Raw genomic sequence first — 13,932 nt, 5'->3', positions numbered from 1 at the left:
TTTCGCCGAAAGGCGGATCGAGGTAGGATGCCATCATGGTTTCGAAGACGAGCTTGCGCGAGTCGGTGCGGGCGCATCGTTGGCAGGAAGTCGGGCAGGGGCTGACCGAACGGCCCGACTTGACCGAAATCACCGATGAGCGCGGGCGAAACTGGCTGCACCACGCATGCATGAGTCCCGGCGAGGACGAGCCGAGCGTCCGGACTGCGGAGGTGCTGCTCGCAGCCGGCCTCGGGCTCGACGCCCCCGCATTCACCGAAGGCACGTGGCGCGCGACGCCGCTATGGCACGTGATCTCGCGCGGACGGAATCTCACACTGGCCAAGCATCTACTCGAGCGTGGCGCCGACCCCAATCATTGCCTGTTCGCCGCAGTCTGGAACGAGGACTGCGACGCGATCCGGCTGTTGCTCGCGCATGGCGCGGATATCGAGGAGGGTGCGGATCGCGGCGATACGCCACTGCTCGGCGCGGTGGCGTGGAGCAAGTTCGGCCCTGCCGGCGAACTGCTGGAAGCAGGCGCCGATCCCAACGTCCGCAACGCCCAAGGCGCCACCGCGCTGCACCTGATGCTCAAAAAGGGCAGCGCGCCCAAGCATTTCCTGCTCTTCGCCCGGCACGGCGCACGAAGCGACATCGCCAATGCCGAGGGGCTGACCGCGGATACGCTGCTGCGCCGCAAGCGCGACCCCGGCTATCGCGCGGCGGCGGATAGGATGGCGCGCGCTGACGTCTATCCGAGGCGCTGAGCGCCCTAGACCAGCCGGCTCTGCTTGACCGCCGCTTCGATGAAGCTCGCGAACAGCGGATGCGGATCGAATGGCTTGGATTTCAATTCCGGATGGAACTGGACGCCGACGAACCATGGGTGATCCGGCCGTTCGACGATCTCGGGCAGCGATCCATCGGGCGACATGCCCGAAAAGACGAGACCGCCCTTTTCGAGCAATGGCTTGTAGTGGGTGTTGACCTCGTAGCGGTGGCGGTGACGCTCGCTGATCTCGCTGGCGCCGTAGATCGAGCCGACGACGCTGTTGCCGCTGAGCTTCGCCGGATAGGCGCCGAGCCGCATCGTGCCGCCGAGATCGCCGCCTTCCTCGCGCTTCTGGATGCCCTCGGCGGTCATCCATTCGGTGATCATGCCGACCACCGGCTCCTCAGTCGGGCCGAATTCGGTGGTGGAGGCGTTTTTCAGCCCCTGATCGCGCGCGGCATCGACGCATGCCATCTGCATGCCGAGGCAGATACCGAAGAACGGCACGCCGCGTTCGCGGGCAAAGCGCACGCCGGCGATCTTGCCCTCGCTGCCGCGCTCGCCGAATCCGCCGGGCACGAGAATGCCGTGCATCGGCTCGAGCTTCGAAGCGATCTCCTCCTCGTCCTTCTCGAACACTTCGGCGTCGAGCCAGCGGATGTTGACCTTGACCTGGTTGGCGATGCCGCCGTGCACCAGCGCCTCGTGGAGCGACTTATAGGCATCGGGGACGCCCATATATTTGCCGACCACGCCGATCGTGACTTCGCCCTCGGGATTTTCGAGACGGCGCATGATCTGTTCCCAGCGGTCGAGCCGGGGCGGCTCGCCGGGATCGATTCCGAACGCCTTGAGGACCTCGGAGTCGAGGCCTTCCCGATGATATTGCATCGGCACCGCGTAGATGCTTCGGGCGTCGAGCGCGGGAATCACCGCCGAGGCCGGGACGTTGCAGAATTGCGCGATCTTGGCGCGCTCTCCAGCCGGGAGCTCGCGCTCCGAGCGGCAGACCAGAACGTCGGGCTGGACGCCGAGCGCCGCCAGTTCGCGCACGCTGTGCTGGGTCGGCTTGGTCTTCAGCTCGCCCGCGGCGGAGATGTAGGGAACCAGAGTGACGTGGATGCTGACGGTCTGGCCGCGGCCGAGATCGTTCCTGAGCTGGCGGATCGCCTCGATGAAGGGAAGCGATTCGATATCGCCCACCGTGCCGCCGATTTCACACAGGACGAAATCGAGATCCTCGGTCTCGTCCTGCGCGAACGCCTTGATCGCGTCGGTGACGTGCGGGATCACCTGCACCGTCGCGCCGAGATAATCGCCGCGGCGCTCGCGCTCGATGATCGTCTTGTAGATTCGCCCGGACGTGACGTTGTCCGACTGGCGCGAGGCGACGCCGGTGAAGCGCTCGTAATGACCCAGATCGAGATCGGTCTCGGCGCCGTCGTCGGTCACATAGACTTCACCATGCTGGTGCGGCGACATCGTGCCGGGATCGACGTTGAGATAGGGATCGAACTTGCGGATGCGGACCCGATAGCCCCGGGCCTGGAGCAGAGCCGCGAGGCTCGCTGCCATCAGACCCTTGCCAAGCGAGGAGACCACGCCGCCGGTGATGAAGATATACCGCGCCATGGGAGAAAACGCCTAACGTCATTGGCCGCGCGCCGACAAGCGCGCGACTCACTTATTTTTTCAATCGTGCTCTCCATTGCCGGAGAGCTGCGGGGTTATTGCGCGAGCGGAACCGAGCCGTTGGCCGGGCCCGCGGCGTTCGCGGGAGCCGCCGGCGCAGCGCTGTTGCCGGCCGCGAAAGGCACCGCCGGCGCGCTGGTCGGCACCGTGACCGGTGCGGCAGGCGTACGCTGGAGCGACGTATCGATCGTCGTCGAGTGCCGAGTCGCAGCGATGAAGGCGAGGAGGATGCTCATCGCGATGAACAGCGTGGCGAGAATTGCAGTCGCGCGAGTCAGAAAGTCCGCGGCGCCGCGTGCCGACATCAGTCCCGAAGGGCTACCGCCCGAGGTCAGCCCGCCACCTTCCGAGCGCTGCATGAGGATCACGGTCACGAGAAGTGCCGCGATGATGGTGTGGACGACGAGCAGAAAGGGGAACATTGAGACCGGACCTGTTGCGAAAGCGGCGACATAGGGGAGCGGCGGCCGGGGATCAACCTGCGTCTATCCAGGGTCAATTTCGGAGTGCGGCACCGACCAATAAGACACACACGGTAACATTTCGCCAACGCACTGAAACCACTGGGCCCAAGCTGCGTTTGTGTGATGTCCCCGGACGGGACCGGGGACGTAACGATGAGAAATGCCGTGAACGCGATGCCGGACCAATCGCTATCGTCGTGGAAAAACACGCTGATCGATTATGTGCGTTCGGGCGAGCCCGATCTTACCAATCGACAGATGGCCCTCCTGATGCTTGTGTATCTCGACCCGGGGCCGCATACGGTCCGCGGATTGGCGCGGGCGCTCAACGTGTCGAAGCCCGTAGTTACCCGCGCCTTGAATCGCCTGGGGACGCTCGGCTATCTGCGCCGCCAACGTGACGATACCGACAAACGCAACATCTTCGTTGCGCGTACCGCTGAAGGGGCAGATTTTCTTGCAGAGTTCGGGCACTTCCTCGCTGGCGACAACATCAGCCAGCCAGCCGCCCGCAGGGCCAACGCGTAAGCGCTTTTCGCTTAAGGGCCGCTCTGCGATCATCGATTCGCGTGTCGACGCCGTGCGTCGCGATCTTGCCGACGTGCGGCTCGCGGACAGAGTGTTCGCCCCGCATTATGCCGCGCCGATGCCGCGCACGCTTTCCGTTCCCGCCGATCTCCGCATCAGCGCCGCCGTCGATTCCGAGGTACTGGCGAAGCTCGCCGCGGGCGACGCGTTCGAAGTGCTCGAACTCGCGGGGAGCCACGCCTGGGGCGTGGCTCCCCGCGCGGGGCTCGTCGGCTATATTCCCGCTTCCTCGCTGGCGGATCCGCAATGACTATCCGTATATTCATCGATGGTGCCGTCGGCACGACCGGGCTTGAGATTCGCGAGCGGCTGGATGGCCGCGCGGGTATCGAGCAGCTGATCCTGAACGAAGCTGACCGCAAGGACCCGGCGAAGCGCGAGGACGCGCTCAATTCGGCCGATTTCGTCATCCTCTGCCTGCCCGACGATGCGGCGCGCGATGCGGTGGCGATGATTCGCGCCGACAAAGTGCGCGTGATCGACGCCTCGACGGCGCACCGCATCGCGCCCGATTGGGTCTATGGCTTTGCCGAGCTCGAGCCCGGTCAGACGAATGCGATTGCCGAAGCCCGCTGGGTGAGCAATCCCGGCTGCTATCCCACCGGCTTTCTCGCGCTGGTTCGCCCGCTGGTGCGCGCCGGACTGGTGCCGCTCGACCATGTCTTCTCGGTCAACGCCGTTTCGGGCTATTCGGGCGGCGGCAAGTCGATGATCGCCGAGTTCGAGGATCAGAATTCCGGCAGCTTCACCACGACTGCATTCCGCGGCTATGGCCTGAGTCTCGAGCACAAGCATTTGCCTGAAATGCAGAAGCACGCGCGGATCGAGCATCCGCCGATCTTCCAGCCCGCGGTGGTGCACACTTATCGCGGCATGGTCGTCGAGGTGCCCTTGCCCCTCCACACCTTCACGCGGCGTCCGTCGCTGGAGGCGATCGAGAACGCGCTGCGGGATGCGTACAAGGACAGCCCACTGATCCGCGTGCTGCCCGGCGACGTTTCGACGGTGTCGATCGAGGAGGATGCGGGGACCGACCGGCTGAGCGTCCGGGTGTTCGGCAATGCCGAGCGCGGCCAGGCGCGGCTGGTGGCGACGCTCGACAATCTGGGCAAGGGCGCGGCCGGCGCCGCTGTGCAGAACCTCAATATCATGGCCGGACTCGACCCGACCGCGGGGCTCGTTCTCTAAAACGCCGTCATTCCGGCTTTCGCAGGGATGACGGGCTAACCGGCTTGATCTTTGGCGCCCGTTGGTGTCTCGCGTTCGAATACAGTCGACGAGAGGCCAATAATGCACCAACCCGTGGGCAAATTGCTGCTGTTCGGAGCCACCGGCGATCTTGCGCAGCGGATGCTGCTGCCGTCGCTCTATGCGCTGCACGCCGACGGACTGCTGCCGCCTGGACTGACCATTACCGGCACCGCGCGCTCCGAAAAGGACGACCAATCCTATCGCGAATTCGCCCGCCACGCGCTGGATGAATTCCTCCCCGCCGACCGCAAGGATGACAGCGCTGTCGGGAGCTTCCTCGAACGGCTTTCCTATCAGCCGCTCGACGCCTCCGATATCAACGGCTTCGCGGCGCTGGCCGAGAAGGTCGGCGACATCTCCGGCGGATTGGCGATCTTCCTGTCGACCGCGCCGTGGCTGTTCGGCCCGACGATCGAGGGCCTCAAGAGTGCGGGCCTGGCGGGCGGCAATGTCCGCATCAGCCTCGAGAAGCCGCTGGGCAAGGATCTCGCTTCCAGCTGCGAGATCAACGATCTCGTCGCCGACGCCTTCCCTGAGGAGCGGACTTTCCGGATCGATCACTATCTTGGCAAGGAGACGGTGCAGAACATTCTCGCGCTCCGCTTCGGCAATTCGCTGTTCGAGCCGGTGTGGAACGCACAGGGGATCGATCACGTCCAGATCACCGTCTCCGAGACGGTTGGCCTCGAGGGCCGCGCAGGCTTTTACGACGAGACCGGCGCGCTGCGCGACATGGTGCAGAACCACATGCTCCAGCTCGTCGCGCTGATCGCGATGGAGCCCCCTGCCCGCTTCGACGGCACTGCGATCCGCGACGAGAAGGTCAAGGTATTCCGCTCGCTGCGGAAGATCAGCGCGCAGGAAGCCCCGCAGCTCACCGTCACCGGGCAATATGGCGGCGGCGCGGTAAAGGGCGAGATCGTCCGCGATTATACCAGCGATCTCGAAAAGCCGTCCAACACCGAGACTTTCGTCGCGATCAAGGCGCATATCGACAATTGGCGCTGGCAGGGCGTGCCCTTCTATCTGCGTACCGGAAAAAGGCTGGCCGAGCGGCGCTCCGAGATCGTCATCCAGTTCAAGCCGGTGCCGCACTCGATCTTCGCCGATCGCGGCGGGATGCTGCAACCCAATACGCTGGTGATCCGGCTCCAGCCCGAGGAATATGTCCGGCTGCTGGTGATGGCAAAGCAGCCCGGTCTCGACCGCGAGGGCGTGCGGCTGCGCGAAGTGCCGCTCAATCTCAGCCTCGACACCGAATTCGCCAGCACGCCTCGCCGCATCGCCTATGAGCGGCTGCTGCTCGACCTGATCGAAGGCGATCCGACGCTGTTCGTCCGCCGCGACGAGGTCGAGGCGCAATGGGAATGGATCGACGGCATTCGCGCCGGCTGGGACGCCAACGACATGAAGCCCAAACCCTATGCGTCGGGCAGCTGGGGCCCATCCGCCTCGATCGCGCTCACCGAGCGCGACGGGGTGACGTGGAACGAATGACCCTCGCACCCCATATTGTGACGAACCCACCGAACACGCAGGAGCATACATGACGACCGAAATCGAATGGTGGGACTATGACGACGCCGATGAGATGGCCGCCGCTGTCGCGGGCGACGTGCAGTTCATCATCGAAAGCGCGATCGACGCGCGCGGGGCTGCCGTTGTCGCGCTCGCAGGCGGCAAGACGCCGTTGCCGATCTACGAGAAGCTGGCCCAGGCCAAGCTCGACTGGAAGCGCGTGACGATCGTCCCCGGCGACGACCGGCTCGTACCGCTGGGCGATCCGCTCTCGAACGTGACTGCGATCGGCAAGGTCTTCATCCCGAAGGGCGCACGCGTCATCCCGCTGATCAGCGCCACGGTCGCCGATTACAAGGCCGCCGGTCGCGCGGCCGATGCGATCCTGCAGGATCTGCATTGGCCGCTCGATCTGTGCCTGCTCGGCGTCGGCGGTGACGGGCATTGCGCCTCGATCTTCCCGGGGCCCGATTTCGACGAGGCGTTGAACGGTCCCAAGGAGCGCCGCGCAACCGGAGTCATGCCCGATCCGCTTCCGCCCGAAGCGCCGGTCGCCCGCGTCACGTTGAGCAAGGCGGCGATCGTCTCGGCGCGCGCGCTGATGATCGCGGTTACCGGGCAGGCGAAGCGCGACGTGCTGGAGCAGGCCATCGAACAGGGTGCATCTTCCAATTATCCGGTCGGACGCGTTCTCGCCGACGTCGAGCTGCCGGTCGACATCCACTGGAGCGCCTGATGGCCAGTTTGCATCCGGAAATCGCCGCAGTCACCGATCGCGTGATCGCGCGCTCAAAGGAGCGCCGCGCGGCTTATCTCGACCTGATCCGCCGCGAGCGCGAAAGCGGCGCGGACCGGCCGAAGCTCGGCTGCGCCAACCTCGCGCACGCTTATGCCGGCACCGACGAGCAGCGCGACCTGATGACGCCGGCGAACCGGATGAACATCGGCATCGTCACATCGTATAACGACATGCTCTCCGCGCACGCGGTCTATTATCGCTATCCCGAGCAGATGAAGGTCTGGGCATTGGAGGCCGGCGCCACCGCGCAGGTCGCCGGCGGCGTGCCCGCGATGTGCGACGGCGTGACGCAGGGCTATGCGGGGATGGAGCTGTCGCTGTTCAGCCGCGACACGATCGCACTCTCCACCGGCATCGCGCTCAGCCACCGCGTGTTCGAAGGCGCGGCCCTGCTCGGCATCTGCGACAAGATCGTACCCGGACTGCTGATCGGCGCGCTTCGCTTCGGGCATCTGCCGATGGTGATGATCCCTGGCGGACCGATGCGCTCTGGCCTTGCCAACAAGGAGAAGGCAGCGGTCCGTGAGCGCTATGCCGAAGGCAAAGTCGGCCGCGATGAGCTGCTCGCCGCCGAGATCGCCGCCTATCACTCGAAGGGCACCTGCACCTTCTACGGCACCGCCAATTCGAACCAGATGATGATGGAGGCGATGGGGCTCCACATGCCCGGCGCTGCCTTCGCCAATCCGGGGACCAAACTGCGCCAGGAGCTGACTCGCGCCGCCGTCAAGCGGCTGGTCGAGATCGGCTGGAACGGGAACGACTATCGCCCGATCGGCCATGTCGTCGACGAGAAGGCGATTGTGAACGCCGCGATCGTGCTGCTCGCCACCGGCGGATCGACCAACCACCTGATCCACGTCCCCGCCTTTGCGCGCGCAGCCGGCATCCTGATCGATTGGGATGATTTCGACCGGCTCTCGCGCACGGTGCCGCTGCTTACCCGTGTCTATCCCAACGGATCGGCCGACGTGAACGGCTTCGAGGATGCCGGCGGCCCGAGCTTCGTGATCCGCGAGTTGCTCAAGGCCGGGCTGATGCACGGCGATACGCTGACCGTCGCGAAGGACGGCATGGCCGCTTATGGCCGCAAGCCCGACATCGCCGACGATACGCTCGTCTGGCACGATCACCCCGAGAAGAGCGGCGACGATACCATCGTCCGCACGATCGACGCGCCTTTCTCGCCCGAGGGCGGCTTCCGAATCCTCAAGGGCAATCTCGGTCGCGCCTGTATCAAGGTCTCGGCGGTCGAGCGTGATCGCTGGACGATCGAGGCGCCGTGCCGGGTGTTCGCCGACCAGAATGAGGTGCAGGCGGCGTTCAAGGCCGGCGAGCTCGAGCGCGACGTGGTGGTCGTGGTCCGGTTTCAGGGTCCCCGCGCCAACGGCATGCCCGAGTTGCACAAGCTCACACCGCCGTTGGGCGTGCTCCAGAATCGCGGGTTCCGGGTGGCTTTGGTCACCGACGGGCGGATGTCCGGTGCGAGCGGAAAGGTGCCGTGCGCGATCCATTTGTCGCCCGAGGCACTGGGCGGCGGACCGATCGGCAAGCTGCGCGACGGCGACATGGTGCGTGTCTGTGCCGAACAGGGCGTTCTCGAAGCTCTGGTCGATCCGGCCGAGTGGGCGGCGCGCGAGCAATGCGTGGCGCCGCCACAGGCGGAAGGCACCGGCCGCGAGCTGTTCGCGATGATGCGCCATCACGCCAGTGAGGCCGAAATGGGGGGATCCGCGATGCTGGCGGAGGCCGGACTCTAGACACCCGCTTTACAACACGCGGCCCAACGCAGAGAAGGGCGGCGCACCCGTATGCCAACGTTGACAGGCGGCGGGCATGAGAGGTTCAGGGAGAAGGCATGGAAGTCGTCACGGTCGATATCGGAGGGACTCACGCCCGCTTCGCGGTTGCCGAAGTCGCCGAGGGTCGCGTCGTCTCGATCAGCGAGCCGGTGACCCAAAAGGTCGCCGAGCATCCGAGCCTGCAGCTCGCCTGGCAGGCGTTCGGCGAGACGCTCGGGCGCCCCTTGCCCAAGGCGGCGGCGATCGCAGTCGCCTCCCCCGTCGGTGGTGAGGTGATCAAGCTCACCAACAATCCGTGGATCATCCGCCCCGCGTTGATCCCGGAACGGCTTGGCGCCGATACCTGGACGATGGTCAACGATTTCGCGGCGATCGGTCATGCCGTCGCGCAGCTCGGGGACGACGATTTCCTGCATTTATGCGGGCCCGAAATGCCCCTGCCCGATCGTGGATCGATCACCGTCTGCGGGCCCGGCACCGGACTGGGCGTCGCGCAGGTGTTCCGCCACAAGGGCGGCTACGACATCATCGCGACCGAGGGCGGGCATGTCGATTTCGCCCCGCTCGATCCGATCGAGGACGCTTTCGTCAAGCGGCTGCGGCGCGAATTTAACCGCGTGTCGACCGAGCGGATCGTTGCGGGCCCCGCGATCGTCGCGATCTATGAGACGCTGGCCGAGCTCGAGAAGCGGCCTGTACCGCGCCATAACGACAAGAAGATCTGGGAACTGGCGTTCGAGGGCGAGGACAGCCTCGCCGTCGCCGCGCTCGACCGCTTCTGCCTCAGCCTCGGCGCGGTCGCCGGCGACCTCGCGCTGACGCACGGGCCGACAGGCGTGGTGATCGCGGGCGGTCTGGGCTTGCGTCTCAAGGACCATTTGCTGCAATCGGGCTTCGGCGAGCGCTTCGTTGCCAAGGGCCGGTTCCGGAACCTGATGGCGTCGATCCCCGTCAAGCTGATCACGCATCCGCAGCCGGGCCTCTACGGCGCCGCCGCGGCCTTCGCCCAGGAGCACGCACTTTGACGACGATCCAGGACATCATGCGCACCGCCCCGGTAATTCCGGTGCTGGTGATCGAGGACGCGGCGCACGCCCGCCCGCTCGCCGAGGCGCTGGTGAAGGGCGGGCTGCGCGTCCTCGAAGTCACGCTGCGCACTGGCGCGGCGATCGAGGCGATCGCGGAGATGAAGAAGGTCCCGGGCGCGATCGTGGGCGCCGGCACCGTGGTCAATACCGAGCAGTTCAAGCAAGTGATGAACGCCGATGTCGAGTTCATCGTCTCGCCAGGCCTGACCGAGCGGCTGGGCGATCCGATCGTCGCCAGCGGCGTACCGTTCCTTCCGGGCATCGCCAATGCCGGCGACATCATGCGCGGGCTCGATCTGGGGCTGACGCACTTCAAGTTCTTCCCCGCCGAGACTTCAGGTGGTTTGAAGGCACTCAAGGCGCTGGCCGCGCCTTTCTATCAGGCCCGCTTCTGCCCGACCGGCGGCGTGAACCTTGCGACGGCGCCGGAATGGCTGGCATTCGATCCGGTGCTGTGCGTCGGCGGCAGCTGGGTCACGCCCAAGGGCGCGAGCCTCGAGCAGGTCGAGACGCTGGCGCGCGAAGCGGCGGGGCTGGCGCGCTGACGATCCGGGTTCAGTGCAGCGCCTCGTCATAGACGCGCTGGGCTACGGATACGTCCTCCATATGGGTCTCGGCCCAGTCGATCATCGACTGCAGCGATCCGATCAACCCACGGCCGAGCGGCGTGATCGCATAGGTGACGGTCACCGGCACTGTCGCCACCACCGTCCGGCTCACCAGTCCGTCGCGCTCCAGTGAACGCAGCGTCTGGCTGAGCATCTTCTGCGATACGCCATCGACCCGCCGCCTGAGCATGTTGAAGCGCATCGCCTCCTGCCCCAGCAACAGCAGGATCAGCACGCTCCATTTGTCGGCGATGCGATCCAGCAGTTTGCGCGTCGGGCAGTTCGCCGCATAGACATCGCCGCGCGCACCGGTTTCCTCGAGGGAACCATCTATCGTCAAAGTGCCTTCTTGCATGACCGATACCCATATTCGACTTGGTATCCGTTGGAAACCAAGAAAGGAAATCGGATATGAAGGTAGCAGTTCTCGGCGCGAGTGGGCGCGCGGGCTCGGAGATCACCAGGGAATTGGCGGCGCGCGGCCATGAGGTGATCGCGATCGCGCGCAAACCCGAGGCGATCCCGCAACTGCCGGGTGTCACCCCGCGCGCGGGAGACGCCGCCTCCCCCTCTGCGCTGGCCCAACTGATCCGCGGCACCGACGCCGTGATCAGCGCGCTGCACTTCGACGTCTCCGCCGCCACGCTGCTCGCGGCGCTGCGCGAAGCCGATGTGCCACGCCTGCTCGTCACCGGCGGCGCCGCCAGCCTCGAAGTGGCCCCCGGCAAGCGTGTGATCGACGACCCTGCCTTCCCGGAGGAGTGGAAAGGCGCGGCGCTCGGCGGCATCGCCTTCCTCGACTCCCTGCGTGCGGAGACGGAGATCGACTGGACCTTCTTCTCCCCCGCCGCTTTGATCTTCGAAGGGCCTCGCCTCGGCACCTATCGCAGTGGCAATGACCAATTGGTCACCGACGCGCGCGGCGAAAGCAAGATCAGCTTCGCCGATTTCGCCATCGCGATGGTCGATGAACTGGAGCAGCACCGCCACAGCCGCGCCCGCTTCACTGCGGCATACTGACCACCCCTCAGGGCGCGTCGCACCGGCGCGCCCTACATCTCCCCGCGCGCTCTCCGCAGTGCGTACCATTTCTGCACGTTGGCGTTGTGCTGTTCGAGCGTGTCGGCGAACACATGGCCGCCATCGCCCTTGGCGACGAAATACAACGCAGTCGATTGCGCGGGATCGAGCACCGCATCGATCGATTCGCGGCCCGGATTGGCGATCGGCCCGACCGGCAGGCCGGTCATCGCATAGGTGTTGTACTGGTTCACTGCGCGCACTTCCGACTGCAGAATACGCCGGCCCAGCGGCTTGCCCCTGGTGATCGGGTAAATGATCGTCGGGTCGGCCTGGAGCATCATGTTCTGCCTGAGCCGGTTCGAATAGACCGCGGCGACCATCCGCCGCTCCTCGGGCTTCCCCGTCTCCTTCTCGACGATCGAGGCGAGCGTCAGCGCCTGTGCCGGCGTCGATACTGCGATCCCCGGCTTCCGCCGCGCCCAGGCCTGCGTGAGATATTCGCGCATCGCCTTCTGCATTCGCGCCAGCACCGCCGCGCGGGTCTCGCCGCGATTATAGGCATAGGTGTCGGGCAGCACGCTGCCCTCGACCGGCACCGCGACCTGCCCGCTGAGCCCGTCGGCCTTCATCAGTGCCTCATGGACGAGGATCGAAGGCACGCCTTCGGCAACCGTGATCTTGCGCTGCAGCGTCTTGCCGCCCTGCAGGTCCTTGAGGATGTCCGACTGGCTCTCGCCCGCGAGCAGGCGATATTCGCCCGCCTTGATCTGCCTGCCGCCGCCGAAGACCCGCGCGAGCAGCACGAACTGCCGCGCCGAACGGATCGCGCCCGCTTTCTCCAGCTCGGTCGCGGCCCCGCTGAGCGTCGCGCCCTGCGGGATCAGCACGGACATATTCGTCCGGGAAGGACCGCTGCCCGCCCAGAGCTGAAGCACGCCCAACCCCATCGCCGCGACCAGCAGCAGGACGATGAGGATCGCGCAGCCGCTGGTCCGCCGCGAACGCCGCGGGGGCACGGCTTCAGACAGCCTTCATTACCAGGCTGGCGTTGGTGCCGCCAAAGCCGAAGCTGTTGTTGAGCACGGCCTTGATCTTGCGTTCCTTGGCCTTGTGCGGGACGAGGTCGACGCCCGCGCAATTCTCGCTCGGATTGTCGAGATTGAGCGTCGGCGGGGCGACCTGGTCGCGCATCGCGAGGATGCAGAAGATCGATTCCACTGCGCCGGCGCCGCCGAGCAGATGGCCGATCGCCGACTTGGTCGAACTCATCGACAGCGTACCGATATTGTTGCCGAACAGTCGCCGCACTGCTCCCAGTTCGAGCTCGTCGCCGAGCGGCGTCGAGGTGCCGTGCGCGTTGATGTAATCGATGTCCGCAAAGTCGAGACCTGACTTCTTCATCGCCATCTGCATCGAACGGAACGCCCCCGAACCCTCGGGATGCGGCGCGGTGACGTGATAGGCATCGCCCGACAGGCCGTAGCCGATGACTTCGGCATAGATCTTGGCGCCGCGCTTCTTCGCATGCTCATATTCCTCGAGCACCACCACGCCCGCGCCTTCGCCCATGACGAAGCCGTCGCGGTCCTGGTCCCAGGGGCGGCTGCCCTTGGTGGGATCGTCGCGGAAACTGGTCGAAAGCGCGCGCGCCTGGCCGAAGCCGGCGATCCCGATCGGGCAGACCGCGCCCTCGGCCCCGCCTGCCAGCATGATGTCGGCATCGTCCATCGCGATCATCCGCGCGGCGTCGCCGATCGAATGCGCGCCGGTCGAGCAGGCCGTCACCACCGCATGGTTCGGGCCCATCAGGCCGTATTTGATCGAGACCTGGCCCGAAATGAGGTTGATCAGTCGGCCGTGGACGAAGTGCGGCGAGACACGCTTGGGGCCCTTTTCGGCGAGCACCAGCGATTCGCTCTCGATGCCCGGGAGGCCGCCGATACCAGCGCCGATCGAGCAGCCGGCGCGGAAGCGCGTCTCTTCGTCCATGTCGAGCAGACCGGCATCCTCGATCGCCTGTCCGGCCGCGTCGATGCCGTAGATAATGAACGGATCGACCTGGCGCTGGATCTTGTGATCGACGCGCTTGCCCGGATCGAAGCCATATTCGTGATCGGCCGGCTTCACTTCGCAAGCGTAATTGCTGTGGAAGTCGGTCGCGTCGAAGCGCGTGATCGTGGCCGCGCCGGATTTGGCGGCGATGATGTTCTTCCAGGCCGTTTCGACATCGGCACCCAGCGGGGTGACGAGCCCAAGGCCGGTTACGACTACGCGGCGCATGGCATTCTCTCCGTCAAACTTCTCGAACTTTGCGCACAGGAGGCATCAAACAAGTGCCTCGTTAC

15 protein-coding genes are annotated in these 13,932 nt (G+C 65.7%); 10 read left to right on the top strand and 5 right to left on the bottom strand.

From position 1 onward, the window contains the following. Positions 1-35: 35 nt before the first annotated feature. On the top strand, positions 36-749 hold the full coding sequence (locus tag BR78_RS0100175) for an ankyrin repeat domain-containing protein (protein WP_029934105.1): 714 nt from the start codon (positions 36-38) through the stop codon (positions 747-749). Positions 750-754: 5 nt separating this feature from the next. Here BR78_RS0100175 and BR78_RS0100170 read toward each other — a convergent pair whose 3' ends face one another. Further along, positions 755-2,386 carry a CTP synthase gene (locus tag BR78_RS0100170; RefSeq protein WP_029934103.1) on the bottom strand — a complete coding sequence of 544 codons (1,632 nt, stop codon included), beginning with the start codon at positions 2,384-2,386 and terminating at the stop codon, positions 755-757. Positions 2,387-2,481: 95 nt separating this feature from the next. Beyond that, on the bottom strand, positions 2,482-2,868 hold the full coding sequence (secG, locus tag BR78_RS0100165; RefSeq protein WP_029934101.1) for a preprotein translocase subunit SecG: 387 nt from the start codon (positions 2,866-2,868) through the stop codon (positions 2,482-2,484). Between the two features lie 195 nt (positions 2,869-3,063). On the opposite strand from secG, the gene BR78_RS0100160 reads away from it, so the two are divergent. The 8 genes from BR78_RS0100160 to eda all read left to right on the top strand — a co-directional run bounded on the left by BR78_RS0100160 (position 3,064) and on the right by eda (position 10,501). Beyond that, positions 3,064-3,438, top strand: a complete 375-nt coding sequence (locus BR78_RS0100160; RefSeq protein ID WP_443027660.1) for a MarR family transcriptional regulator — start codon at positions 3,064-3,066, stop codon at positions 3,436-3,438. Between the two features lie 52 nt (positions 3,439-3,490). Continuing rightward, positions 3,491-3,748: a hypothetical protein gene (locus tag BR78_RS0100155; RefSeq protein WP_037565841.1), complete on the top strand. Its 258-nt coding sequence runs from the start codon at positions 3,491-3,493 to the stop codon at positions 3,746-3,748. Then, complete coding sequence (gene argC, locus BR78_RS0100150; RefSeq protein ID WP_029934094.1) at positions 3,745-4,686, top strand: N-acetyl-gamma-glutamyl-phosphate reductase; 942 nt, start codon at positions 3,745-3,747, stop codon at positions 4,684-4,686. Before BR78_RS0100155 ends, argC begins: the two co-directional genes overlap by 4 nt. 102 nt (positions 4,687-4,788) lie before the next feature. Next, positions 4,789-6,246: a glucose-6-phosphate dehydrogenase gene (gene zwf, locus BR78_RS0100145; protein ID WP_029934092.1), complete on the top strand. Its 1,458-nt coding sequence runs from the start codon at positions 4,789-4,791 to the stop codon at positions 6,244-6,246. Positions 6,247-6,295: 49 nt separating this feature from the next. Continuing rightward, on the top strand, positions 6,296-7,003 hold the full coding sequence (pgl, locus tag BR78_RS0100140) for a 6-phosphogluconolactonase (RefSeq protein ID WP_029934090.1): 708 nt from the start codon (positions 6,296-6,298) through the stop codon (positions 7,001-7,003). After that, positions 7,003-8,826, top strand: a complete 1,824-nt coding sequence (gene edd / locus BR78_RS0100135) for a phosphogluconate dehydratase (protein WP_029934089.1) — start codon at positions 7,003-7,005, stop codon at positions 8,824-8,826. The genes pgl and edd overlap by 1 nt, the downstream gene beginning before the upstream one ends. A gap of 98 nt (positions 8,827-8,924) precedes the next feature. Further along, positions 8,925-9,893 carry a glucokinase gene (gene glk / locus BR78_RS0100130; protein ID WP_029934088.1) on the top strand — a complete coding sequence of 323 codons (969 nt, stop codon included), beginning with the start codon at positions 8,925-8,927 and terminating at the stop codon, positions 9,891-9,893. After that, complete coding sequence (gene eda, locus BR78_RS0100125; protein WP_231478058.1) at positions 9,890-10,501, top strand: bifunctional 4-hydroxy-2-oxoglutarate aldolase/2-dehydro-3-deoxy-phosphogluconate aldolase; 612 nt, start codon at positions 9,890-9,892, stop codon at positions 10,499-10,501. Before glk ends, eda begins: the two co-directional genes overlap by 4 nt. Positions 10,502-10,511: 10 nt before the next feature. On the opposite strand, the gene BR78_RS0100120 is transcribed toward eda, so the two are convergent. Continuing rightward, a complete protein-coding gene (locus BR78_RS0100120) occupies positions 10,512-10,919 on the bottom strand; it encodes a winged helix-turn-helix transcriptional regulator (RefSeq protein WP_029934085.1) in 408 nt (135 codons plus the stop codon). Positions 10,920-10,975: 56 nt separating this feature from the next. Between BR78_RS0100120 and BR78_RS0100115 the strand changes: the two genes are divergently transcribed. Then, positions 10,976-11,584 carry an NAD(P)-dependent oxidoreductase gene (locus BR78_RS0100115; RefSeq protein WP_029934083.1) on the top strand — a complete coding sequence of 203 codons (609 nt, stop codon included), beginning with the start codon at positions 10,976-10,978 and terminating at the stop codon, positions 11,582-11,584. Positions 11,585-11,616: 32 nt separating this feature from the next. Here BR78_RS0100115 and mltG read toward each other — a convergent pair whose 3' ends face one another. Continuing rightward, positions 11,617-12,534 (bottom strand): endolytic transglycosylase MltG, encoded by a 918-nt coding sequence (mltG, locus tag BR78_RS0100110; protein ID WP_081855641.1) that lies wholly within the window; start codon positions 12,532-12,534, stop codon positions 11,617-11,619. Between the two features lie 73 nt (positions 12,535-12,607). Further along, entirely contained in the window at positions 12,608-13,867 is a 1,260-nt protein-coding gene (gene fabF / locus BR78_RS0100105) for a beta-ketoacyl-ACP synthase II (protein WP_029934079.1), read from the bottom strand. Between the last annotated feature and the right edge of the window lie 65 nt (positions 13,868-13,932).

Origin of the sequence: Sphingomonas sp. UNC305MFCol5.2 (assembly GCF_000712135.1) — a bacterium.
GTDB lineage: Bacteria > Pseudomonadota > Alphaproteobacteria > Sphingomonadales > Sphingomonadaceae > Sphingomonas.
This window is presented reverse-complemented; position numbering and strand designations above follow the sequence as displayed.